Annotated in this window: 22 protein-coding genes; 17 read left to right on the top strand and 5 right to left on the bottom strand. The window is 36.0% G+C overall.

What is annotated here, in order from left to right; all coding sequences use genetic code 11:
- Positions 1–304 precede the first annotated feature (304 nt).
- The 5 genes from LNQ49_RS03200 to LNQ49_RS03220 are packed head-to-tail and all read right to left on the bottom strand — an operon-like array spanning position 305 to position 3826.
- Positions 305–1657 (bottom strand): hypothetical protein, encoded by a 1353-nt coding sequence (locus tag LNQ49_RS03200; RefSeq protein WP_191179250.1) that lies wholly within the window; start codon positions 1655–1657, stop codon positions 305–307.
- A 30-nt stretch (positions 1658–1687) separates the two neighbouring features.
- Positions 1688–2323: a conjugal transfer protein TraD gene (locus LNQ49_RS03205; RefSeq protein WP_191179251.1), complete on the bottom strand. Its 636-nt coding sequence runs from the start codon at positions 2321–2323 to the stop codon at positions 1688–1690.
- A 13-nt stretch (positions 2324–2336) separates the two neighbouring features.
- Entirely contained in the window at positions 2337–2642 is a 306-nt protein-coding gene (locus tag LNQ49_RS03210) for a DUF3408 domain-containing protein (RefSeq protein WP_191179252.1), read from the bottom strand.
- Positions 2642–3046, bottom strand: a complete 405-nt coding sequence (locus LNQ49_RS03215; RefSeq protein WP_191179253.1) for a DUF3408 domain-containing protein — start codon at positions 3044–3046, stop codon at positions 2642–2644. The genes LNQ49_RS03210 and LNQ49_RS03215 overlap by 1 nt, the downstream gene beginning before the upstream one ends.
- A 12-nt stretch (positions 3047–3058) precedes the next feature.
- Positions 3059–3826: a ParA family protein gene (locus LNQ49_RS03220; protein WP_191179254.1), complete on the bottom strand. Its 768-nt coding sequence runs from the start codon at positions 3824–3826 to the stop codon at positions 3059–3061.
- Between the two features lie 697 nt (positions 3827–4523).
- On the opposite strand from LNQ49_RS03220, the gene mobA reads away from it, so the two are divergent.
- The 17 genes from mobA to LNQ49_RS03300 all read left to right on the top strand — a co-directional run bounded on the left by mobA (position 4524) and on the right by LNQ49_RS03300 (position 26239).
- Positions 4524–4970 (top strand): conjugal transfer protein MobA, encoded by a 447-nt coding sequence (mobA, locus tag LNQ49_RS03225; protein WP_191179255.1) that lies wholly within the window; start codon positions 4524–4526, stop codon positions 4968–4970.
- Entirely contained in the window at positions 4967–6250 is a 1284-nt protein-coding gene (mobB, locus tag LNQ49_RS03230) for a conjugal transfer protein MobB (protein ID WP_191179256.1), read from the top strand. Before mobA ends, mobB begins: the two co-directional genes overlap by 4 nt.
- A 101-nt stretch (positions 6251–6351) precedes the next feature.
- The gene (gene mobC, locus LNQ49_RS03235) at positions 6352–8349 is read left to right on the top strand and encodes a conjugal transfer protein MobC (RefSeq protein ID WP_191179257.1); all 1998 of its coding nucleotides are present in this window, start codon (positions 6352–6354) and stop codon (positions 8347–8349) included.
- A 306-nt stretch (positions 8350–8655) separates the two neighbouring features.
- Positions 8656–9222 (top strand): 6-phospho-3-hexuloisomerase, encoded by a 567-nt coding sequence (gene hxlB / locus LNQ49_RS03240; protein WP_191179258.1) that lies wholly within the window; start codon positions 8656–8658, stop codon positions 9220–9222.
- A gap of 33 nt (positions 9223–9255) precedes the next feature.
- The gene (hxlA, locus tag LNQ49_RS03245) at positions 9256–9885 is read left to right on the top strand and encodes a 3-hexulose-6-phosphate synthase (protein WP_191179259.1); all 630 of its coding nucleotides are present in this window, start codon (positions 9256–9258) and stop codon (positions 9883–9885) included.
- Positions 9886–10097: 212 nt separating this feature from the next.
- On the top strand, positions 10098–11495 hold the full coding sequence (gene gndA / locus LNQ49_RS03250) for an NADP-dependent phosphogluconate dehydrogenase (RefSeq protein ID WP_191179260.1): 1398 nt from the start codon (positions 10098–10100) through the stop codon (positions 11493–11495).
- Between the two features lie 12 nt (positions 11496–11507).
- A complete protein-coding gene (gene zwf, locus LNQ49_RS03255) occupies positions 11508–13028 on the top strand; it encodes a glucose-6-phosphate dehydrogenase (RefSeq protein ID WP_191179261.1) in 1521 nt (506 codons plus the stop codon).
- Complete coding sequence (gene pgl / locus LNQ49_RS03260; protein ID WP_191179262.1) at positions 13021–13749, top strand: 6-phosphogluconolactonase; 729 nt, start codon at positions 13021–13023, stop codon at positions 13747–13749. Before zwf ends, pgl begins: the two co-directional genes overlap by 8 nt.
- Positions 13750–13772: 23 nt before the next feature.
- Positions 13773–14648 carry an AraC family transcriptional regulator gene (locus LNQ49_RS03265; protein WP_191179263.1) on the top strand — a complete coding sequence of 292 codons (876 nt, stop codon included), beginning with the start codon at positions 13773–13775 and terminating at the stop codon, positions 14646–14648.
- A 63-nt stretch (positions 14649–14711) separates the two neighbouring features.
- Complete coding sequence (gene pgi, locus LNQ49_RS03270) at positions 14712–16358, top strand: glucose-6-phosphate isomerase (RefSeq protein WP_191179264.1); 1647 nt, start codon at positions 14712–14714, stop codon at positions 16356–16358.
- 271 nt (positions 16359–16629) lie between these two features.
- Positions 16630–17781, top strand: a complete 1152-nt coding sequence (locus LNQ49_RS03275; RefSeq protein ID WP_191179265.1) for an iron-containing alcohol dehydrogenase — start codon at positions 16630–16632, stop codon at positions 17779–17781.
- 152 nt (positions 17782–17933) lie between these two features.
- Positions 17934–18833 carry a bestrophin family protein gene (locus LNQ49_RS03280; protein WP_210787965.1) on the top strand — a complete coding sequence of 300 codons (900 nt, stop codon included), beginning with the start codon at positions 17934–17936 and terminating at the stop codon, positions 18831–18833.
- Between the two features lie 38 nt (positions 18834–18871).
- Positions 18872–21388 (top strand): excinuclease ABC subunit UvrA, encoded by a 2517-nt coding sequence (gene uvrA / locus LNQ49_RS03285; RefSeq protein ID WP_191179267.1) that lies wholly within the window; start codon positions 18872–18874, stop codon positions 21386–21388.
- Between the two features lie 161 nt (positions 21389–21549).
- The gene (gene uvrB, locus LNQ49_RS03290) at positions 21550–23526 is read left to right on the top strand and encodes an excinuclease ABC subunit UvrB (RefSeq protein ID WP_191179268.1); all 1977 of its coding nucleotides are present in this window, start codon (positions 21550–21552) and stop codon (positions 23524–23526) included.
- A 110-nt stretch (positions 23527–23636) separates the two neighbouring features.
- Positions 23637–24449, top strand: a complete 813-nt coding sequence (locus tag LNQ49_RS23295; protein WP_313636065.1) for a cation:proton antiporter — start codon at positions 23637–23639, stop codon at positions 24447–24449.
- Between the two features lie 26 nt (positions 24450–24475).
- A complete protein-coding gene (locus LNQ49_RS23300) occupies positions 24476–25216 on the top strand; it encodes a cation:proton antiporter domain-containing protein (protein WP_313636064.1) in 741 nt (246 codons plus the stop codon).
- Between the two features lie 198 nt (positions 25217–25414).
- Positions 25415–26239 carry an RteC domain-containing protein gene (locus LNQ49_RS03300; RefSeq protein WP_191179269.1) on the top strand — a complete coding sequence of 275 codons (825 nt, stop codon included), beginning with the start codon at positions 25415–25417 and terminating at the stop codon, positions 26237–26239.
- Positions 26240–26244 lie beyond the last annotated feature (5 nt).

The raw sequence follows: 26244 nt of genomic DNA on the forward strand, positions 1-26244 counted from the left end.
TATAAATGCAAATATAGTAATAAATTTCCAAAACAAGATTTTTATTTCCATTTTTTGATATAAATTTCCAAAAAAAAGATTTTAGTTTCTATTTTCTATTAAAAACAAGTTTAACGACATGAAAGTGAGTATGTTTCATGAATATTAATAAATGGGGAGCATTGCAAATAGAAAAGGGAGCTTGCTATCAAACAAACTCCCAATGTCAAAATTCTCCAAAATCATTTTCCACAAAACAAAAGAATAAACTTCAGTTTCAAAGAAAAGGTAACTGCCCAATAGCTAGCTTTTTAGCATGCTTAATTCACATTCTGCGACCTTTTCTTTTGCTGAATTCACTTTCCTCTGGCTTTGGACTAGTAGATTTTTTTTGTCCTACCTTTACTTCTTGTCCATTGTTTTGCTTTACGGTTTCCGCAAAACGGGTCTGATGCCACGGTATTACTTTGGCGTCAAATTTCAGTTGCACTCCATGTTTTTTTAAATAGTCTGAACTATTTAAGTCACCCGCTTTGTTTTGACCAATTGGGTCAAGGGTACGTTTGCCGGGAATTTGTACAACAATAAGGTCTTTGGGAACCTCCTTGACATTGAGGCTCACTTCCTGAAAGGTATGTGTCCCTTGATTGTACGGAATTGTATAGGTGTCGTCTTTGTACGAATAATAATGTTTGAGTTCGGAAAAGATGATGCCCCGTGACCAGATATCATCTTTAGGGTGCAATTTGTCATTGAATAAGTCAATATAGAAGGTATGCCCCGCAATATCTATTGTTGGAATAATACCTTTGTAAGCAATTTTATCGAACGCATCCTGATTAACCATTAGTTTGAAATCGTCCATTCCCGCCATAATATCTTCGGAAATATTATATTTCTTTGACATCCCAGTTGGGTCGAGTTTTACAAAGTCGGGTATCTCTGCTAATTTTGCTCCTGGTTCGGCATATGTCGTCAAGCCCTTTGTGTTTGGGCTGTACCAAAATCTGTAGCCCTGTACTGCTTTTTCTTCCATGTCGGATAGAGAAATTACATTTTTCGGATTGGCTTTTTGACGGAGTTCCAACTGATTGACATCGACGATAAATTCTGTTCCGAATACTTTATATGTCGGAAGTACCCTTTGTGTATCGGTTGGTATCTTATACAGATTGTCCTTTGGCTGGTTGACAATATATTCTTCTTTTGGATGTAGCTGTTCGGCAACATTACGTTTTATATGCTCAATCACATTGGTATCTACCCACGGCAGGGTACGCGCTTCAAAGTGCATTTGTTTCACATCCTGATCAGTTAGGCTATTACCATGCTTTCTATTCCATCCCACTATATCCAATTCATACTGATTGGGAAACTGCACTATGATAATATCAGTAGGCAGTTCGGTCATTTTAGAAACATCGTCCTGCTGAAATTCGCGTTTTGTTGGATTATAGGGAATAACAAATGCCCGTCTGTCTCGGTCATAATAATCTTTTATTTCAGTAAAGTCTATGCCTTTGGATATAAAGTCGTCCTTTGGCCGTAGTTTGTTCATGCGTAAATCCACGTAGAATGTATGACCTGCAATATCAAGTGTAGGTAGCATGCCTTTATTCAAACGCAGGTCAAGCAAACTGCCCGGTTCTATATTGGTATTAGGCAATCCATTTTCCATATTTTCTTATTTTAAAAGACAAAGGGAAGTCTATACAAACTCCCCAATGTCAAAATCATTCAAATCATTTTTCCGCAAAGTGGAAGAACCGGCTTCCGTTTCAGATGAGAGTGTGCTATCCAAAAGCTCGGCAATTTTTCGGGAGGCACCCTCGATGGAATTTTCCAGCAGACTGAATAATTCAGTCCCCTGTATTCTTTGAACTATATCTACCGCTGTTTCCTTTTGTGATTGTTCCAAATTCTCTTTTTGGAGCAACGCCCCTACGGAGCTTAGTTCTTCAAAGGTAACCCCTTGGGCAAGACTGTTATCGCCACTGGATATTCCATACCTATTCCAATCTTCTTCCTCTTCCTCCAAATCAGGCATATTACTGAAAACTTCGTCCAGCTCTTCCTTGCGGATTTGAATGCCGACGTTTTCATTTTCGTCGTATTCAATGTCTAAATTAGCAGGGTTTATCTCCGGTTCCTCAATTTGGCGTTCAGTGGCAGTGTTTGGCACTGAAAGGCGTTCTACGGATTTAGGTTGCCCCATAATATCGGGCAGGTTCGGATTGAATTTCTTCTGCGGAGGTTCTTGTTTTGTCCTTTTCTTAATAACAATCTTATCCTGCAAAAGCAGGACAATGACCGTCAGCATGCATATCACAATTACTATTTCCATAACGTAGGTTTTTTTAAAACAAGCCTTTGTACTTTTCGTTGAACTCTTTTGTAATCATATCTTCAAACATTTTAAAATGGTATTCAAGAATATTATTGAGATAGGCAAACAAGGGTATTTTATCATCGCCTATAATCTGGACAATGCGAGTTAAACGCTCATGATGTTCAGGACTTAGGTATATGCTTTTATTGCCTCTTTTCTGCATCCTATTCATTTGCATAAATGCTTGTTCATAGGTTGTCTTAGCCGTATTGCTAACTGTATCGGAGCCGTTGCCGGATGCAACAGCAATCCTGTTCTTTTTATCTTTCTTCATTATAGAATGGGTTTAAAATGTTCATTAAAATAATTGGTAATATCGTCCCCGTACTCCCTGAAATGATGTTCAAGGATATTGTCAATGTAAGAGTAGAGCGTTGTTCTTTCTTCCCTTGTCAGTTGAACGATGCGGAGCAATCTTTCGTGGTATTCAGGGCGTATATAAACCACCTTGCCGTTACGCCCCGATGGAAACCGATTGACCAAAAATGTTTCCTCGTAGTCTGCTTTCTTTGATGAACTATTCCGGGCTTTTTCCCTGGGCTTGGTTTCCTTTGGTACATCCTGCTCTTTATTATTGCTCGGTGGAGCAACAGGCTCATCGCCACTTATGACGTTCATAAGGTATTCCTCATCAACATTGGGCTTTTCAAAATCGTTGTTTTTGTTATCTGAAGCCATACTTTACTGTTTTTATAGATGAACGATTTTTAAAAATTCCTCGACAAACAAATCCATTTTGGTTGCTTTCATTAGCTGTGGTTCGGCAGGCAGCAAACTTGACCGGAATACATAACTGCCCGTGTCGTCTGTTTCCTTTCGGAAACGCTTGCTATCCATTATCCTTGTTTCCATTATGGGCAGGTTGAGTTCTTTGATGACACTTTGATACGCATCATACAAACCTGTTTTTTCCCTGCCGTCCACTTGGTTCCAAAACAGCCATATCTCTTGTTCGGGATTGCCCTCGTCCGTTTGGGGAAGTCCGAGAAAGGCTTTGGTAAAGCCCAATGTACTTTCCACTACCAAACGGTCGGCAGTAATGGGCGAAAAGATAAAGTCCATTTTTTTCAAGGTAGTCAGTACGCCTTTGGTATTGGCTGTTCCCGGCAGGTCGAAGAAAACCACATCCGGTACAACCGCCGACTGGCTTCTATATTCCGATGCTTTCTCCAGAGCCGTTTCAGCCTTGCATTTGATAATCGGGTACGCTTTTTTGTTGATGGCTTGGAACTGCTTCATTGCTGCCTTTTTATGGTAGTCGTTCTGCATTATGGTTCTCTTATCCCGTTCACGCATATTGGTCAGGCTGTGCTGTGGAAAGTCGCAGTCCATTACCAGCACATTAAAACCTAAACGGTAATGAAGTACACTTGCCAGCAAGGTGGTCATCGTAGATTTTCCCACACCGCCCTTTTGGGTGGAGAAACTGATTTTTAAAGTTTTCTTTGTCGTTTCCATTATTTAAAAATTTATTGTTACACACTTTATTTGTTTTGCAGGATTGAATATTGGTTTATCTGATTATTACCTCATTCCTATATTCCTGCATTCCCTTTTGCGTACTTTTCTGCACAGGTATTTGCTTTCATTTTTGCCTTGTCAGGTACATTCTTTGGCAAGTGGCAAAACTTGCAACAGGTAAATTGCTTTACCGCTTTTATGCTTTTACACTTTTATTGTTTTATGCTTTTAAAACCCTATGCTTTTATTCCAAACCGCTTGTTTTCAAACCTGATTTTCTTCTTTGTTGAAATACATTTTTTACTACCTGCACTAAAATTATACGGCAAATAAAGAGATTGATTTGACCGCTGATTGCGGTGTGGCAGTGTTTGGCGTTCAAAGGCAGTGTTTGGCACTGTTATACAGTACAATGCTTTCGTAAACAGGGCTTTACTTTGTACAATGATTTTTATTAATGGATTTATGCAAAATTCTTTTGACAAATCGGAGGGTAACGGGAACGGCATCGAGCCGTTTTTCCCTGTTACATTTAATCCGTCCCGCAGGGCGGATTTTTGTGTTCAACAGAACACGGCAAGTTGTGTTCTCAGCATCTCAAAAGTATTTTCCGATGCAGAACAACTTGCCCTGCCGGGGGCTGAAAAACACTCTCCGAAGTCGAGGTTTTGTATAGATTAAAAATGGATTAATTATGAACGAGAACAACAGAAGACAAGTGAAGAAGACCATAGGTCGTCCACTTAAAACAGATCCAGCGACCATACGGTACACCGTTTCTTTTAACGAACAGGAACACGCCCTATTTCTTGCTCTTTTTGACAAATCAGGTATGCAGGTAAAGGCACATTTTATTAAGTCTTGCATCTTTGATAAGACAATCAAGACCATTCAGATTGACAAAGGAACCGTTGATTTTTATATGCGACTTACCTCATTTCACAGCCAATTTCGCAATGTTGGCGTGAATTACAATCAGATTATTAAACTGCTTTACAAGAATTTTTCGCCGAAAAAAGCATCGGCTTATCTTTTTAAACTGGAAAAACAGACCGCTGAAATGGCGATGTTATGCCGACAAATAATTGAATTAACAGAAGAATTTGAAACAGAATATCTGAAAAACCAGTCTAAAAAATGATAGCAAAAATTGGTAGGAGCGAAAATTTATATGGTGCATTGGCGTACAATAATCTGAAAATTGAGAAAGAAAACGGACAAATTCTGTTTACAAATAAGATTATTGAAACTGCAAACGGGCAATATACAGTGACGCAATTGGCTCAATCTTTCGCTCCGTACCTAATTGCAAATCGCAATACGGAAAAACATACGCTGCATATTTCACTCAATCCCGACCCAAACGATAAGGTTTCTGATGATAAATTTCGGGAAATGGCACAACAGTATATGCAGGAAATGGGTTACGGAGAACAGCCTTTTATAGTATTCAAACATACCGATATTGACCGCAGCCATATTCATATTGTTTCGGTTTGTGTAGATGAAAACGGTAAGAAAATTTCTGACAAGTTTGAGAAAATGCGGTCGATGAATGTTTGTAGAGAACTTGAAAAACAACATCATTTGATACCTGCAACGGACAAAGAGCATAAGCAAAATGATAAGATTTTCCGTCCGGTAGATTACAAAGTTGGCGATATTAAAAGTCAGATTGCATCCGTCGTTCGTCATCTTCAAAACTATTACCAATTCCAAACGTTGGGCGAATACAATGCTTTGCTTTCGCTATTTAATATTACTACAGAAAAGGTCGAAGGCGAATTACGTGGCAAGCCGCAGCAGGGTTTACTCTACATTCCATTAAATGAAAAAGGCGAAAGAGCTGGGCATCCATTCAAGGCTTCGTTATTTGGAAAAAACGCAGGACTTGCGGGTTTGGAACTGCATTTTGAAAACAGCAAAACAAAATTAAAAGATCATCCCGTCAAGCAGACTTTAAAATCTGTCGTTACCATTGCCCTGCAATCCACAGATAATGAACAGGATTTTAAAAAGAAGTTAATGAAACAAGGTATCAATGTGGTGGTACGAAGAAATGACACAGGGCGTATTTATGGTATGACTTTTATTGACCACAATTCAAAATCGGTATGGAATGGTTCACGATTGGCAAAGGAACTTTCTGCAAATACCTTTAATGATTATTGGAACAATAGTATCAAACCGGATATTAAAGAACCTACCGTACAATCCAAACGATCTACTATTAATGATGTAGATCTTCCAAAAGAAGAACCTCATCATTTATTCGATTTCTTAACTACGGATAAAAATGAAGACGGTTTGATTGAAGCATTAGGAGGTTTACTGCCCGAAGTTCAGGGCGAAGATTACGAAGAACAAGACTTTGCAAATAAGATGAAGAAGAAACGAAAACGTCAAAGAGGTCAGCGATAATATTCCGCCAAATACTACCAAAAAACGCCAAACACTGCCACATTAATACAGCCATTATGTAGAGCTTTTAAATTCACGCCCGAACATTAAAATTTAAAATAATGCAAGGAGAAGACGATTTAAGAGGACTTGCCAAGATAATGGCTTTTATGCGGGCAGTCAGTATTCTTTTGGTGCTGATGCACCTTTATTGGTTTTGCTACGGTTTCTTTTTAGAACGTGGTTGGACTTTGGAAGTAATCAACAAAATATTAGGGAATTTTCAACGAACGGCAAGTTTGTTTTCACATACTCTTTACACCAAAGCCTTTGCTTTAGTATTGTTGGCTTTAAGTTGTTTGGGAACAAAAGGTGTAAAGAACGAAAAGATAACCTGGTCTAAAATTTATGTTGCTTTGGGCGTTGGTTTTGTATTGTTCTTTCTGAACACACCATTGCTAAAATTACCTCCGATAATTGGCACATTTCTGTATATCCTTACTATCTCTTTGGGCTATATTGCTTTGCTGATGGCAGGAGTATGGATGAGCCGATTACTTAAAAACAACCTGATGGACGATGTTTTCAATAACGAGAACGAGAGTTTTCAACAGGAAACCAAGTTGATGGAAAACGAGTATTCTGTTAATCTACCCACCAAATTTTACTACAAAGGTAAATGGAACAACGGTTGGATAAATATTGTAAATCCATTTAGGGCATCTATCGTGTTGGGCACGCCAGGTTCGGGAAAATCTTATGCTATTGTAAATAACTACATCAAACAACAGATTGAGAAAGGTTTCTCAATGTACATCTACGATTTCAAGTTCGACGACCTTTCCACCATTGCCTACAACCACTTACTAAAGCATCGGGATAAGTACAAAATCCAGCCTAAATTTTATGTGATAAATTTTGATGACCCACGCAAGAGTCACCGATGTAATCCACTCAATCCCGACTTTATGACGGACATTTCTGATGCTTACGAAGCCGCTTATACCATAATGTTAAACCTCAACCGAAGCTGGATACAAAAACAAGGGGATTTTTTCGTGGAAAGTCCAATCATCTTATTGGCTGCCATTATTTGGTATCTGAAAATCTACGAAAATGGTAAGTATTGCACATTCCCGCATGCAATCGAATTGCTGAATAAAAAGTATTCGGACGTGTTCACGATTTTAACCTCATACCCCGATTTGGAAAATTACTTATCACCCTTTATGGATGCGTGGCAAGGTGGCGCCCAAGATCAGTTACAAGGTCAGATAGCATCAGCAAAAATTCCGTTATCGAGAATGATTAGCCCGCAACTTTATTGGGTAATGACAGGCGATGATTTTACACTCGATATCAACAATCCAAAAGAGCCTAAAATTTTATGCGTTGGTAATAATCCTGATCGTCAAAATATTTACTCGGCAGCGTTAGGTTTGTACAATTCAAGGATTGTAAAGCTGATTAACAAAAAAGGACAGTTAAAAAGTTCTGTTATCATTGACGAGTTACCAACTATTTATTTTAGAGGACTGGATAATCTAATCGCAACAGCGAGAAGTAATAAGGTAGCGGTGTGTTTGGGGTTCCAAGATTTTTCGCAATTAATACGTGATTATGGCGACAAAGAAGCCAAAGTTATTCAGAATACCGTTGGTAATATATTCAGTGGTCAGGTTGTAGGGGAAACGGCAAAAAGCCTTTCGGAACGTTTCGGTAAAGTTTTACAAAAACGCCAAAGTTTGACCATTAACCGTAATGATAAATCTACGTCTATTTCTACACAATTGGATAGTTTGATACCTGCTTCCAAAATCTCAACATTGACACAGGGGATGTTCGTTGGTTCTGTATCAGATAATTTTGATGAGCGCATTGAGCAAAAGATATTTCATGCAGAAATTGTGGTGGATAATGAAAAAGTAGCTGCCGAAACCAAAGCCTATCAGAAGATACCTGAAATTTTATCCTTTGTTGATGAACATGGAGAGGACAAAATGAAACAGGAAATTGAAAACAATTACCGCAAGATAAAAACCGATATTCTACATATTGTAGAAAGTGAAATTGAACGGATTAAGAATGATCCGAACTTACAGCATTTGGTGCAAGAATGAATAGCACACAAACTATATAAATGGTATAAAAATGTCGAAAGCAACTATATCAAAACTGAAATATATTTTATGTAATTAGTTGTTTATTAAAAACTTAAATTATGTGTTTTTTGGTTAAGAAGTTTCTTTTACCCGTCTCCAATGCTTAAAATCAAAAGTATTAACAATATCCAATAGGTAAATGTTAGATGGTCGCAAATGTATATTACATAATATTATTTGTATAATATCAGGAGAATTGGGGAGTATAACTTTGCATTATCAAATTAGAAGAAATAATTATTAAAGTTCTTCTAAAAGCAAAAAATGGAACAAGTGAATACTACAATAGACAATTTAAAAAAGATCCTGATCGAAAATGAAGAAATCTCAACTCTTCTGAATCCAGAATCTCTATCGTTGCTTGAAAATCATATTAAGCAAGCAAAACGTATCTTTTTTGTAGGAGCTGGACGTACTGGATTAGCATTAAAGATGACAGCTATGAGGTTTATGCACCTTGGATTTAAAGTGCATGTAGTGGGAGAAACTACAACACCTGCTATTTTAGAAAATGATCTGCTTATAGTCGGTTCCGGTTCTGGCACAACATCAACCCTTGTGCTTGCTACAGAAAAAGCTAAAAAACAAAATGCCACAGTAATTGCAATTACAGCAGATGAGCATAGTAAAATCGCAACTCTATCAGATCAAATAATAGCCATTAAAGCAGCTGTAAAAACCGATTTCGGTATATCTGCTTCTGAGCAATATGCAGGTAGCTTATTTGAACAGTCTGTTTTGTTGATTTTAGACGCAGTCTTTATGACGCTATGGCAAAAATCAGGATTAACAAAAGAAAATCTTTGGCCGAAACATGCCAATCTCGAATAATTAAAATACAACTAAATTTTTAAATTTTATATCATGACTAAATTACAAGTAGCAATTGACTTATTAACTACTGAAGCAGCCTTAGAATTGGCAGAAAAAGTAGCACCTTATGTAGATATCATTGAGTTAGGTACTCCATTAATCAAGGCAGAAGGTCTTAAAGTAATCACAGCAATGAAGGCCGCTCATCCAAATAAACTGGTATTCGCAGACCTTAAAACTGCTGATACAGGTGCATTAGAAGCAGAAATGGCATTCAATGCTGGGGCAGATTTAGTAACCGTAATGGGTGCTGTAGATGATGCAACAATTATTGGCGCTATTGAAGCTGCGAAAAAAGCGGGTAAAAAAGTAGTAGTAGATACAATCGGTGTTAAGAATCGTGTACAACGTGCTAAAGAAGTAACTGCTTTTGGAGTAGAGTTTGTGGAATTACACGCTGGTTTAGATGAACAAGCATTACCAGGCTATAATGTACAAAAATTAATCAGCGAAGGTAGAGAAGCTCAAGTTCCTTTCTCAATCGCTGGTGGTGTTAACATCAACACAATAAAAGATGTCGTAGCTGCTGGTGCTGCAGTAGCAGTTGCTGGTGGAGCAATCTATGGTGCAGAAGATCCTGCCGCAGCTGCAAAAGCTTTAAAAGAAGCAATAATAGCATAATTTGCTATTAACTCACCATCAAAGTCTTCTCTACTATTGTAGGGAAGACCTTGTTCTATGCTATTGATGATATAAATTCTCTTTTTTTAATCTCTGCATATTAAAATAAAGATTAATTTTAATGAGGGATTTTTAAATTCAGAATGGCTAATATCTCAATTAGTTTGTTAGCGATACTCGATAGCAATTGATATTAATAAAAAACTTAGAAAATGATTACATATAATTTCGGTATAGTTGGTTTAGGTGTTATGGGCAGAAATCTATTGCTCAATATGGCTGACCATGGATTTGCTGTTGCAGGTTTAGATTTGGATCAAGAAAAAGCAGATTCATTACAGGCAGAAGCTCAGGATGGTCATTCTGTTTTTGCAACTGTTAAACCAGAAGACTTTGTAAAATCCTTAGAACAACCAAGAGCTATAATGTTATTAGTTCCGGCTGGTGCTCCAGTAGATGGAGCAATTAAAACATTGCTTCCATTTTTGGACGAAGGCGATATTATTATTGACGGAGGAAACACGTATTTTACAGATACAGACAGAAGATATAAAGAGCTTTCTTCAAAAGGAATCCATTTTTTCGGAATGGGTATTTCTGGCGGAGAAAGTGGGGCAAGAAGAGGCCCAAGCATGATGCCTGGAGGAGATAAGATAGCTTACGAACGTTTACGTCCAATCTTCGAAGCCATAGCTGCAAAAGTAGATGGTGAACCTTGTGTAGAATTTTTAGGCAACGGATCTGCTGGAAATTATGTAAAAATGGTGCATAATGGTATAGAATATGGAATTATGCAGCTTATTGCAGAAACCTATGATATTATGAAAAATGTTTATCATTTGGATCATGAAACCATTCAACAATTATTTGAACAATGGAATAAAGAAGAATTAAACTCTTTCCTTATTGAAATTACAGCTGATATTTTGAAGCAAAAAGAAGGTGATAAATATTTGGTTGATTTAATTTCAGACTGGGCTAAATCTAAAGGAACAGGAAAATGGACTTCACAAAATGCAATGGATTTACAGGTTCCGGTTCCAGTTATTGATGCTGCTGTAAATATGAGAGATATGTCTAAATACAAACTTGAAAGAATACAGGCTTCAGCTTTATTAAAATGGAATAATGAAGAAAATATCAGTAATGCAAATTTAGATGATTTGAAAAAAGGACTGTACTTTGCCATTATAACCACTTATGCACAAGGATTAGCTCAACTTAAAATTGCTTCTGAAATCTATGGATACGATTTGAATTTAGAAACAATATGTAAAATTTGGAGAGGAGGATGTATTATTAGAGCAATTTTATTAGAAGATTTTAGACAAGCATTTGCAACAGAATCCGATTTACCAAACGTAATGCTCGATAAACACATTGCAGAAAAACTGAATACAACACAAAGCAGTATTCGTACTGTTTTGAAAGACACTATTCAAAATGGAACTCCAGCTTCTGCATGGACGAACGCATTATCTTATTTTGATGCTTATCGTTCTGAAAATTTGCCAACCAATCTTATTCAAGCGCAACGTGATTTCTTTGGAGCACACACGTATGAACGAATTGACAAAGATGGAATATTCCACACCCGTTGGGAATCGTAAAAAATAAATCAAATGAAAAATAATGATAAAAAACCAACTTCTATTGTCATTTTTGGCGCAACGGGAGATTTAGCAAAAAGAAAATTATTTCCTGCATTTTTTAATCTGTTTTTGGACGGTTGGATGCCAGAAGATTTTGAACTTCTTTCTTTAGGAAGAACAGAACATACTCAGGAAGAATTCAGAAATTATATTTTAGAAAATATCAACGATTTTTCGAGAATCAAGAACTTTTCTGAAGAGAAATGGAATCAATTCAAAGAAAAAATCAAATTTGTCAGGTTCGATATTACACAAGAAGAATCTTTCATTCAGTTGAAAAATCAACTTGACGGCATAGATGCTAAATTAGGTGCCAGAGCCAACCGTCTTTTTTACCTTTCGGTAGCACCAAGCTTTATTGAAAAAGTTTCAAAAAGCCTTAAAGAAAATGGCTTGGCTAATAATATGAATCAAGATCGCATGATTATCGAAAAGCCTTTTGGATACGATAAAGATTCGGCTGTGGCGCTTAATGCAATGTTAGCACAAACGTTCAAAGAAGAGCAAATCTACAGAATTGACCATTATTTGGGTAAAGAAAATGTACAGAACATTTTAGCGTTCCGTTTTGGTAACACTATTTTCGAACCACTTTGGAATAATAAATATATCGATTCTGTGCAGATTACTGTGGCGGAAACCGTAGGTGTTGAAGATCGTGGAGGTTATTATGACGGTTCGGGAGCATTGCGAGATATGATCCAAAACCATTTAATGCAGATTCTTTGCATGGTAGCTATGGAACCACCAACTGCATTTGAATCTACAGAAATCAGAAACCGAAAAGTAGATGTCTTAAAAAGTGTGAGAAGAATCAATTTGGAAGACATCAATCATTATACGGTTAGAGCACAATATACTGAAGGTGAGATTGATGGTAAAAAGAAATTAGGCTATTTGGCAGAGCCAGGAGTTAATCCAAACTCAAACACAGAAACTTATGTTGCCATGAAGCTTTATGTTGATAATGAGCGTTGGAAAGGTGTTCCGTTCTATATGCGCACAGGAAAACGTATGTCCAAAAAAGAATCTTCTATTGTAATCAGTTTTAAAGAAGTACCTTGTACTACTTTTCAGGATGGAATAAAAAAATTGCAACCCAATAAATTAACCATCAATATTCAACCTGAAATGGATATCAATTTATCGTTTATGACGAAAAAGCCAGGGCTTGACATGAAACTGAAACCTGCTGAAATGGTATTCGATTATTTTGAATGTGCACCAGATACACCTGAAGCTTACGAGACGTTATTGTTGGACGCTCTTGATGGAGATTCAACACTGTTTATGCGTTCAGATCAAGTGGAAGAAGCTTGGGATGTTATTGCGAATATTCAAACAGCATGGGAAAATGGAAACGTGTCAAAAATGGTAACTTATCCTGCTGGAAGCTCAGGGCCAGAAGCAGCAGATGAATTGTTGAAGAGACAAGGACATAATTGGCTGAGTAATTCTAATGAAACTTTGAAAACCAAAAAAGATGCTTAATATACAATCATCAACGGAAGAAATATTTAAAACGACAGCACAACTATTTGTAGCTGCTGCTAATGATGCAATAGATCAAAAAGGCTTTTTTACAGTTGCTTTAACAGGAGGTTCTTCGCCAGAAGGGCTATACAAACTTTTGTCCGAAGATCAATACAAAAATCAAATTGACTGGACTAAAGTTCTTGTTTTTTGGGGAGATGAAAGATGGGTTTCACTGGATAATGGGCTAAGTAATGCTAAAATGTCCCAAGAAACACTTCTACAAAATGTTCCTGTCCTGCCGTCTAATATTTTTCCAATGTATGCAGATGATGTAAAGCCCGAAGATTTTGCATCAACTTACAATACACTTTTACATGAAAAACTTGGAGATGATGGAATAATGGATTTTATACTTTTGGGGATGGGAAGTGATGGACACACTGCTTCATTATTTCCTGGAACTGCCGTTCTTGATGAAAAAGAAAAATGGGTTGCTGCTTATTATTTAGATGCACAGCAAATGTATAGGATCACTCTTACAGCTCCTTTTTTAAACAAAGCAAAAAAAATAATCGTGTTAACTTTTGGCGATGCTAAGGCTGATGCCTTGAAAGAAGTGTTGGAAGGAGATTATAATCCGTCCCTCTATCCATCGCAATTATTGAAACCCACAAAAGGAGAACTTTTGTTTTTAGTGGACGAAAAAGCGGCAAAATATTTGAGCAATAACGATTAATTAGCAAAAAGAAAAACTACAATATGTTTACACATTATCTTAAAGATATACAGCATAATTCTGAAAGGGCAATCACGCCCTTTCATATTTTTGATTTGGATAAAGAGGATATGGAGCAATATCGGAATCCTCATACAAAAGACCATTTTTGTCTCCTGTTTGTTAAAAAAGGGAGTATGAAAATGCAAGTAGAAGATCGTCGTTATGATGTCAGTGAAAATTGCATAAGCGTTATATTTCCTGGTCAATTATCCTCAAAAGAACAAATCAGTGATGATTTTGATGGAAAAATGATTCTATTTGATGAAGTATTATTCTGTTCAGATATTTTAAAAAATGAGTTAAGTATTTACAATCACAATATATCCGTTAAGCTAAACCATATTGAATTACCCGTTGCCGAAACAAATGAAGTACAAATGTTATTGGAACAAATTGAAAAGTTGTATCATGACCTAACCTCTGTCAAAAAAGAGCAAGCACGATTTTTTATCAAGATAACATTGTTGAAATTAGTGGAGTTTGTACATACAAAATGGGATAAAGATAAAGTAACAAATGAGAATACCAGACTTTATGGAAAATTTCTTGAATTGTTGGAACGCCATTATAAAACGGAACGAATGGTTAGTTGGTACGCTGAAAAACTACTCATTTCACCAAAGAAATTAAATGAAATAACGAAGAAAGTGGCAGGCTTAACTTCTATTGAAACCATTCACGCAAGGATAATGAACGAGATCAAACAATTGCTGTTACTATCCAGTTATTCTCATAAAGAAATTGCTTTTGAACTTGGATTCAATTCGCCAGCAGCGTTGAATAAATTTGTGCGTGCAAAATTGGATGAAACCCCAACAAATCTGCAACAACAACTGGCACAAATGTATAATACATAGGCTTAACTTGGTAGCATATACGCCTAAGATTAGAGGTAGGTTTGTACTACAAATTAAAAGTATATGTTACCATCAGTTCAATTAAAAAATACGCAAGCATTTCAGAAGCTTGCAGCACATTTCGAGGACACAAAAGATGTGCAGATTAAGGATTTATTTTCAAAAGATCCACAACGATTTTCTTCGTTTTCTATCTTATGGAATGATATTTTGTTCGATTATTCAAAGAACAGAATCACAAAAGAAACATTTGATTTATTGCTTGAATTAGCAAATGAAGTGAAACTTCAGGAAGCTATTGAAAAGATGTTCGCAGGCGATAAAATTAATGCAACAGAAGGAAGACCTGTTTTGCATACTGCATTAAGACAACCAAAAGACGCAGTTGTTCTTGTTGATGGAATCAATGTTGTTCCACAAGTTTATGAAGTGCTTGAACAAATCCAAACTTTTACCGAAGATGTACTTTCAGGCACATGGAAAGGATATACTGGAAAACAAATTACCGATATTGTTAATATCGGTATCGGTGGTTCTGACCTTGGACCTGTAATGGTTACTGAAGCTTTAAAAGCATACAAAACGCATTTAAACTTGCATTTTGTTTCCAATGTTGATGGTACTCATTTGTCAGAAGTTTTAAAAAATGTAAATCCTGAAACCACACTTTTCCTTATTGCATCCAAAACATTTATCACACAAGAAACCATGACCAATGGACGTAGTGCACGTACTTGGTTGATTAATTCTGGTGCTAAAGAAGAAGATGTAGAAAAACACTTCGTCGCGCTAAGTACTAATGAAGCTGAAGTGAAAAAATTCGGAATCAATCCTAAAAATATGTTTGTTTTCTGGGATTGGGTTGGCGGAAGATATTCATTGTGGTCTGCAATTGGCCTGTCTATCAGTCTTGGAATCGGCTTTAATAATTTCAAAGCGTTATTAGAAGGTGCTAACGAAACCGATCAACATTTTCAGAACAGTGCGTTAGATCAAAATATCCCTGTTATCATGGCTTTACTTGGTGTATGGTATATTAATTTCTATGGTGCTGAAACATTAGGAATATTCCCGTACGACCAATATTTGCATCGCTTTGCTTCTTATTTTCAGCAAGGAGATATGGAAAGTAATGGAAAATATATTGATCGCAATGGTAAGGTAGTCAACTATCAAACTGGTCCAATAGTTTGGGGCGAACCTGGTACCAACGGACAGCACGCATTTTATCAATTACTTCATCAAGGTACAAAACTTATCCCTTCGGATTTCATCGCACCAGCTAAGAGCTTAAATCCACTTGGCGAACACCACAAAATATTACTTTCTAACTTCTTTGCACAAACTGAAGCCTTAATGAATGGCAAATCAGAAGAAGAAGTAATTGCAGAATTGAAAGCCGCTGGAAAATCAGACGCAGAAGTCAATCAGCAAAAGAAGTATAAAGTATTTCAAGGAAACCGTCCTACTAATTCATTCTTGTTGGAAAAAATAACACCAAAATCTTTGGGGAAACTTATCGCTTTGTATGAACATAAAATTTTTGTTCAGGGTGTGATTTGGAATATTTTCAGCTTCGACCAATGGGGAGTAGAATTAGGTAAACAATTGGCTACCGTAATTCTTTCAGAGCTTGAAGAAGATGATAAGATTGTAAGTCACGATTCATCCACCAATGGATTGATCGATCAATATAAAACTTGGCGTTAATCTATAATATTAATACAGTTTTACAAAAGGCAACGGAGAAATTTCTGTGGCCTTTTATATGTTTAATCGTGTATAATAAATGTATATCGAAGCGAAACAATTAAAGGAATATGTAGAATCATGATCCCCTATTGCATATTGTATTGATTAAAAATAAACAATTCAGGCGGTTGGCTCTGAATGGATCAAATGTATATCATATAGTAGGTAATGTATAACAACAGCCATGCAAGAGGCAGTACTTTTGTAGAAGAAATTTAAATAATAAAATATGAGTAAGTTATTTGTTGCCAGCGAAGTATTTCATGGTGCTGGAAGTTTATCAGAATTGAAAAATCTATCTGGAAAAAAAGCAATCATTGTGACTGGTGGACAATCAATGAAAAAAAGCGGAACGTTAGATCGTGCAAAAGCATTCTTAACAGAAGCTGGATTGGAAACTATTGTTTTTGATGGTGTTGAAGAAGATCCATCATCAGCGACAAGTCTTAAAGGAGCAGAAATTATGCGTGAGTTCCAACCAGACTGGATTGTTGGTCTTGGTGGTTGTTCAGCGATTGATGCCGCTAAAATGATGTGGGTATTCTACGAACATCCAGATGCAGATTTTGAAGCGATGACAAAACCTTTCAGTGTTCCAACATTACGTCAAAAGGCAAAATTCGTAGCAATTCCTTCTACAAGTGGTACAGGAACTGAAACAACAGGTTTAGCGGTTATTACCGATAAAGAAAAAGGGGTTAAATATCCAATTGTTTCTTATGAACTAACACCAGATATTGCGATTGTTGATGGAGAAATTTGTGCTACTATGCCAGCTCATATCACGTCAAACACTGGTTTAGATGCATTAACACATTGTGTTGAAGCATACGTTTCAAATATTGAAGACAATTATGCAGACGTATTAGCTAAAGGTGGTTTAGAAATCGTATTCGACAATCTTGAAGAAGCTGTAAATAATCCAACAAATATTAAAGCTCGTCAAAATATGCACGACGCTTCATTTATGGGGGGCTTAGCGTTCAATAACGCTTGGTTAGGAATTGTACACTCATTATCACATCAAGTAGGTGCCCTTTATGGTATTCCACACGGTGCAGCTAATGCGATTTTCCTTCCGAATGTTATCCGTTACAATCAAACAGAAACAACAAGATACCCTAATTTGGCAAAAATTGTTGGAAAAGAAACTGCTGAGGAATTAGCACAAGAAATCGAAAAACTAAGAGCTTCGGTAAACAATATCGGTTCTTTGAAAGCTTTTGGAATATCTCGTGAAGATTGGGACAAAAACTTGGATTACATTACCAAAAATGCTTTGGAAGATCCATGTACAGGTTTTAATCCACGTAAACCAAGTCTTCAAGACTTAAAAGATCTTTATAACGCTTGTTATGAAGGTGTGATTTACCAAAATTAATTAATATTGCAAAGTAAAGCGGTTAATCATTCTTGAATTAACCGCTTGCTTCGCTAATAAAGTTATTAGCGTTATATTTATTAGAGGAAAATGAATCGCATGATTTTCGTCTTTCATTGAACCTAAAACTATAATTTAAAATAACAATTGCTATGATTATCAACCGAAAAATTCCATTTAAGTTTCTGTTGAATGAAATTAAATTACCGTTGTTTGCTGTTGCTTTATTGGGAACGGCTTTTGGTTTATTACCCCGTTATTATTCGGAATATACGCCAGATGTATCCATTCAGATTGCTTCAACTTTGGGTATTGCAATCTCCATTCTCTTATCTTATAAAATCAATCAATCCTACAATCGTTGGTGGGAAGCTCGCACAATTTGGGGATCGATTGTTAATGATAGCCGTACATTAATTTTGCGACTGCAACTTTATTTGGGTAATGAAAATGGGCACTTGCAGAAAATTTCATATTATCAGATAGCTTGGAATTATGCGTTGGAAAAATCGTTGAGAAATCAGGATGCATGGTCCAATTTTGAAGGATTGTTGAACGACGATGACATTGCTGAAATAAAGAGGCATTCCAATATTCCGCTTGCTATTAGTCATTTGCAGTTAAAAGCTGTAAAAGCGTTATTTGAGAAGAATTTAATTGATGATTTAGGACGTCTTCAGTTAGAAAATACAATTAATAATTTATTGGCATCTATGGGGAAAACTGAAAGGATAAAAAATACAATTTTCCCTCCAACCTTTGGGCAAATATTGCATATTGCTATTTACTTGTTTGTTGTACTTTTAAGTCTTTCTTCTTCATTTCATCAGAATATTGATATTGTACTGCAAGTTTTTATTCTTATTTCAATTTCAATGATGTTCTTTTTTCTGGAAATGTTGGCACATAGACTTCAAAATCCGTTCAATAATAGCCCTACTGATACACCAATATCAGCACTGTCACGTACAATAGAAATTAATATTCGACAATTATTAAATGAGACCGAAATCCCTAAGTCTATTGAAGCCCAAGGATTTTATCTTATGTAATATTAGGAAATAACGTATAATCTTAAAGTATAGTTATCATGGTTCAAGAATTTAATGACGAGAATATAGCTGGTTTTGTTCAGATTCGAGGAGCAAAAGAACACAACCTAAAAAATATAGATGTAGATATTCCAAGAAATAAACTTGTTGTGTTTACAGGAATATCAGGTTCAGGGAAATCTTCATTGGCCTTTGGTACTATATATGCCGAAGCCCAAAGAAGATATCTGGAATCGGTATCACCTTATGCTAGAAGATTATTTAATCAGATGTCTGTTCCAGATGTTGAAGCTATTCATGGTCTTCCGCCAGCGGTTGCTCTGCAACAAAGCCGTGGAGGAACAACTGTACGTTCTACCGTAGGAAGTGTTACCACCATTTCTAATTTACTACGGATGTTGTATTCCAGAGCTGGAGATTATCCTGCCAACCAGTCTATTATTTATGCGGAAGGATTTTCTGCAAATACACCTGAAGGAGCTTGTCCAAAATGTCATGGTATTGGTCGTATTTATGATGTTACGGAAAAATCTATGGTGCCGAATGATTCATTGACTATACGAGAAAGAGCAGTTGAGGCATGGCCATCAGCATGGCAAGGACAGAATCTTCGTGAAATATTAATGACTTTGGGTTTCGATGTGGATAAACCATGGAAAGATCTACCACAAAAAGATCGTGACTGGATTTTATTTACGGATGAAACGCCAACTGTTCCGGTTTATTCAGGGTTATCGGCTCCGGAGGTAAAAAGAGCTTTGGAATTGAATCTGCCTGCAAGTTATATGGGAACATTCACCGGTGCAAAACGATATGTTCTTCAAACTTTTGCTAATACAAACAGCCAAATGATGAAACGAAGAGTTTCACAATATATGCTGAATACAGAATGTCCTGTATGTCATGGAAAAAGACTTAAAAGAGAATCATTATCTGTAAAATTTGATGGATATGATATTATTGATCTGTCCAATCTATCCCTTTCACAATTGATGGATATTTTTACGTCTTATGCCGAAGGACAATTTTTAAATAAAGAAAAAGATAAATTTCCTGAAAAAGCTATAGTAGCCCAAAATATCGCTATTGATCTTGTCGCAAGATTAAAAATCATGATTGATCTAGGACTTGGATACCTTTCATTAGAACGTAGTACACCAAGTGTATCTCCTGGAGAATTACAAAGATTGCGATTGGCAACACAGGTGCACTCTAATCTTTTTGGAGTAATTTATGTTTTGGACGAGCCCTCCGCTGGACTACATCCTGCTGATACCGAAGCGTTATTTACGGTACTTCAAAAACTAAAGGATGTTGGTAATTCCATGTTTATTGTTGAGCACGAAGTGGATATCATCAGGCACTGTGATTGGATTGTTGATGTTGGCCCAGAAGCAGGAACCAACGGTGGAGAAATATTGTACAGTGGTACTTTAGAGGGCTTACAATCGGTCGAAAGATCATTGACCCGTCATTATATCACCCCAAAACCTATAGCTAAAAAGAAGGTTAGAAAAGCAGAGCAATGGTTGCAAGTAAATAATGTTACCCGAAATAATATTCAGAATCTTGATGTGTCCTTTCCATTAGGAGTTCTTACCAGTATTACCGGAACATCGGGTTCTGGGAAAAGCAGCTTAGTAAGTCAGGCGTTGGTGGATTTAGTTTCAGATTATTTAGGACAAGAGATAGAAGAAGCTAAAGAAGAACAGTCAGAATTATTACAAGAAAATATTATTCACACCTCAGGTGTAATAACTGATGGTATGCAAAATATAAAACGATTGGTAAGAGTAGATCAAAAACCAATTGGTAGAACGCCGAGATCAAATCTGGCAACTTATACAGGTTTGTTTGACAGAATACGACAGCTTTTTGCGGAAACCCCGATGGCTAAAAGTCGCAAATATGATGTAGGTAGATTTTCATTTAATGTAGCCAAAGGTCGTTGTACACATTGTAAAGGCGAAGGATTTGTTATGGTAGAATTATTATTTCTTCCAAGTGTTTATACACCATGTCCAACTTGCAAAGGAACACGATACAATGAAAAAACGCTAGAGGTAACGTATAACAACAAAAATATTGCTAAAGTGTTGGATCTGACCGTAGATGAAGCTTGGAATTTCTTTCAGCATGATAAATCATTACGCCAAAGTTTAGATGTATTAAAGCAAGTTGGCTTAGGGTATATTCGTTTAGGACAACCAGCAACCGAGTTATCAGGTGGTGAGGCACAACGTATTAAATTAGCTTCAGAATTACAGCGTACGCAGCGTGGTAAAACATTATATATTTTGGATGAACCAACAACAGGTTTACATCCATCTGATGTTGAAAAACTGATTGGTCAGCTTAATTTTCTGGTTGATGCAGGAAATACAGTTATCACAATCGAACATGATATGCACGTGGTGGCTTCAAGTGACTGGGTAATCGATATTGGCCCCGGTGCAGGGAAAGATGGCGGACAAATTGTAGCAGAAGGTACTCCGGTAGAAGTTGCGAAAAACACAAAAAGTAAAACAGCTAAATATTTGGCGGAGTATGTTTAAATGATAAAATACCCTGACATGATTGTTGTTGTTAAGTGTTAAGATTTAAACATTTGGTTTGAGGGAAATAATACAAATTATAAGGTATAAAATAAAAATGAGAAGTAGCTTTTTAATTATTTTTGTATACAGCTACATTAAAACATCAAAAAACTAAAATTATGTCAAAAGATACTTTTATATTACATTCAAAATATATACCGTCAGGAGATCAGCCTGATGCCATTGCACGAATTGTTTCAGGTATTGAATCTGGTGCAACTCATCAAACATTGAAAGGTATTACAGGGTCTGGGAAGACTTTTACGATGGCTAACATTATTCATCAACTGAATAGACCTACGATGATTCTTGCCCCAAACAAAACACTTACTGCACAACTTTATGATGAAATGAAGCGGTTCTTTCCCGAAAACGCAGTTGAGTTCTTTGTTTCTTATTACGATTATTTTCAACCCGAAATGTATCTTCCCGGAAGTGACCGTTTTGTAGAGAAAGATTCTTCAATAAATGAACATTTAGAAAGATTACGTCTTTCAACCACAAAATCACTTATCGAACGTAGAGATACCATTGTGGTAGCTTCTGTGTCTTCTATTTATGGACTTGGCGATCCGAAAGATTATAAAGAATTACAAATTCATCTTTCATTAGGACGAGCTATTCAATTGGATAAATTGGAACAAAGCTTGGCTCATTTACAATACGATCGTACCGAACGAAAATTGAAGCGCGGTACTTATAGAATTGATGAAGATACTATTGATATTTTTCCTGCTGATTCAGAATCCAACGCCGTGCAATTAATACTAAGCAATGGTGTAATTGCTACATTGCGATTAATAGACGCTGCAACAGGAAATTTTATTGAAGATTTAGCACAATACGCAGTATCTCCAAAAACGCTTTTTGCACCATCAAAAGGACAAGCAAAGGCAGCAGCAGAACAAATCTTAATTGAGTTGGAAGAACGTGTAGAACAATTAAATAATGAAAATAGATTAGAAGAAGCAGACCGCCTTTATGAAAGAATTACCAATGATGTAGAAATGTTGAGAACTGCTGGATATTGTTCAGGTATGGAAAATTATGCAAGCTATTTTAGTGGTAGAGATCCAAAATTACCACCAACAACTCTGCTTGATTATTTGCCAAAAGATGGACTTTTGTTCATTGATGAATCCCACGTTATGATTCCGCAAATCTCAGCAATGTTCAAGGGTGATCAGGCTCGTAAAGATACATTAATTGATTATGGTTTCAGGCTTCCTTCTTCAAAATACAACCATCCTTTGAGTTTTGAAGAATTTGAAAAAATTAAACCACAAGCAGTTTTTGTTTCGGCTACTCCGGGAAATTATGAATTGAATATTTCTAAAGAGCGGGTTGTTGAGCAAGTTGTAAGACCAACTGGACTTCTTGACCCAATTGTAGAAGTACGTCCATTAACTGATGCTATTGATGATTTATTGGGCGAAATTAAAACTTGTGTAGATGCTGGCAATCGTGTTTTAATTACAACTTTAACAAAAGCATCAGCTGAAAACCTAAACGAATACATCGGAAGCAAAGGTTTTCGTACAAGATATTTGCATTCAGACTTCAAAACAACAGAAAGAACGGAGATTTTGGACAGTCTGAGAGTTGGTGATTTTGACATTTTGATAGGCATTAGCTTATTGCGTGAAGGCTTAGATATCCCAGAGGCTTCATTAATTGCAATTATGGATGCTGATCGTGCAGGATTCTTACGTTCAGCAAGTGCCCTTTTACAGATGATTGGTCGAGTAGCTCGAAATGTTAATGGAAAGGCAATTATGTACGCAGATAAGATTACACCTGCAATGCAACTTGCTATTGATGAGACAAGAGGCCGTAGAAAACGTCAAATTGCCTATAATGAAGAGCATCATGTTTCTCCAGTTTCTTCGATAAGAAGATTAAATTCTGATACCGCTGAAGATAATAAAACAGTTACACATTCTGAACAATTCTGTGAGAATCTTGAAGAGCTTTGTGATCGTATCACGAACTTGGAACATCAGCTTATTGCTGCATCTGACGAACAGGACGAAAAAGCTATAAAAGAAGTTCGACTTCAATTGGATGTTTTATATAGACAGTTTATTTATGTTTGATTTAGTCTTCAACTGAATAAATTATAGTATTATCAAGCTCAAACAAGCGTTGATAACTCAGGTTTGGGTTTGTTATTTCACTCAATTTAATTTTATTAAAAACTAATAATATGGAAGAAAAGGTTATCTTTTATATAATCCTTATTGTTGTCATTACTTTATTGATTATAATGGCAAAAAAGATCAAAGTTGCATATCCCATTCTGTTGGTTTTAGCAGGGCTTGCGATTAGTTTCATTCCACATGTTCCAATGATTACGATTGATCCTAAGCTTATTTTTATTATTTTTTTACCACCATTACTTTACGAATCTGCATGGAATATTTCGTGGAAACAACTTTGGAAATGGAGAAGAATCATAATCAGCTTTGCCTTTTTAGTTGTTTTCTTTACTGCATTCGCTGTTGGGATAACAGCTTGGTACTTTATACCAGGTTTTACATTAGCTTTAGGATTTTTGTTAGGAGGAATTGTTTCCCCTCCTGATGCGGTTAGCGCTGGGGCTATTTTAAAAAATGTAAAAATACCAAAGAGTTCATCATCAATTCTTGAGGGAGAAAGCCTATTAAATGATGCATCATCTTTAATTGTTGTTTTCTTTGCCGTAGCAGCTGTAATGACAGGGAAATTTGTTTGGTATGAAGCTTTAGGAAGCTTTGTTTGGATGGTTATTGGAGGTATAGGTATTGGTCTTCTGATAGGGAAAATATTTATGGAAGTGCATAAGAAACTAGAAACCGATGCCAATATAGATACTATTTTTACATTGGTAGCGCCTTATATTATGTATCTTCTTGCAGAAGAAGTACATGCTTCGGGTGTATTATCGGTAGTTTCTGGTGGACTTTTTCTATCATACAATCAACATAAATTTTTGAGCAGCTCTTCACGTTTACGCGCTATAAGCGTTGGAACTGTTTAGGCTTTATTTTAAATGGTGCGGTGTTTATGATGATTGGTCTTGACCTTCCTCAAATTATAGCAGAACTTGGAGATATTAGTATTTCTAAAGCAATTGGATATGGTGTTTTAATTACAGGAGTAGTTATATTGGTTAGATTTATTTCGTCTTACGCTGCCGTGATTGTGACTTTCATTGCAAGGAATTTTGTAACAGTTGCAGCGTCTAAAAATCACGGTTGGGGATTCCCAATTTTCTTTGGATGGTCTGGAATGCGTGGTGTAATTTCATTAGCAGCAGCTCTTTCAATCCCTGTTTATTTAGATAATGGAGAGCTTTTCCCACAAAGAAGTCTAATTCTGTTTATTACATTTATTGTTATTTTATTGACGCTTGTTGTTCAAGGTTTAACCTTGCCGTATCTGATTAAAAAACTGCAACTACCGAGCGATGATGACGATACATCTGAAGAACACGTAAGTTCATCTATATTCAGAGAAATGACATCAGAAACACTAGATTATCTAAAAGATAAGCACGGTGATAAGATGAATGACTATCCGTATGTAATGACTATGGTCTCCAAATGGGAGAAAAAGTATGATGATGTTGAAAATGTGTGTAGAAATGATTCTTCTAAAAATTTATACATAGAACTTTTAGAATTTCAAAGACAGTGGTTATTACGGAAAAATTCGGAATTTAAGGATTTAGATGAAGATGTGATTAAAAAGCATTTGATGCGTTTAGATCTTGAAGAAGAACGACTTAAATATTCATCTTTCTAAAATTGTATTATCAAAGAGAATAAAGTAATGATAATGTAATTGAAATAATCTTTGTAAAGCGAAATTGAATAAACTCTTGTTCATAATCCCAAATTAATTCGAGGGATTATGGCAGGAGGAAAAATATTACTGTCCAAACATCACGGATTGGACATCCTTTCCCGCAATTGTATAGGATCTAGGTTTCAACCATAGCTCATGGAAAAATACTATAACGAAATATTAAACAAGTTGGAAACTTCAATCATTGAATTAGAAGTCGATACTGACTGCTCTTTACACAGGATCGAAACAGTTATAAATATTATTCTTAAATGTTTAGGCGAAGTAAAAAAATATGTCGTTCAAAATGGATTTAATAGTATTGATGAGGAAATCTACTTTTTTAAACATCAAAAACCTGCCATTGTTTCAAAGCTTATTTATTACAATGCTGTTTACAAAATAGAAACGAAAAAACCATACGGTGCAAAGCCAATAAAGAAGTATCTCAATGACGAACTGAAAAAACTAAAACGCTTTTTTGACAACAACCTCGAATTTTACAAGTATTATAGAACTAATAATTCTTTTATTGATGATAAACTATTTGTGCGTGGAAAGCACGATGTAAAGCTAAGTATAGACACTTATTATTTTGAGGCTGACCATAGTTTTTCAACTTCACACGATTACAAAGCTGCAAAAATTATTGCTAATGACTTAATACAAGTTTACCTTGAAGATCAACTTCATAATGTAAATCAGAAAAAGACTTCGGATAATTCTAATTTGATTTGGACGGGTAGTAAAGCTGCATTGACCGAACTAATATATGCACTACATTCGCAAGGTGTATTTGACAATGGAAATGCAGATATAAAAAATATCGCCAAAACCTTTGAACAAGCATTTGATGTTAATTTAGGAGATTTCTACCATACCTATTTGGAACTGAAAAACCGAAAAATGAACAGAGCAAAATTCTTAGACAGCTTACGTGATTCATTGATTAAAAGAATGGAAGAACATGAGGAGTTGTAAACAAT

The organism is Flavobacterium pisciphilum (genome assembly GCF_020905345.1).
Lineage (GTDB): Bacteria > Bacteroidota > Bacteroidia > Flavobacteriales > Flavobacteriaceae > Flavobacterium > Flavobacterium pisciphilum.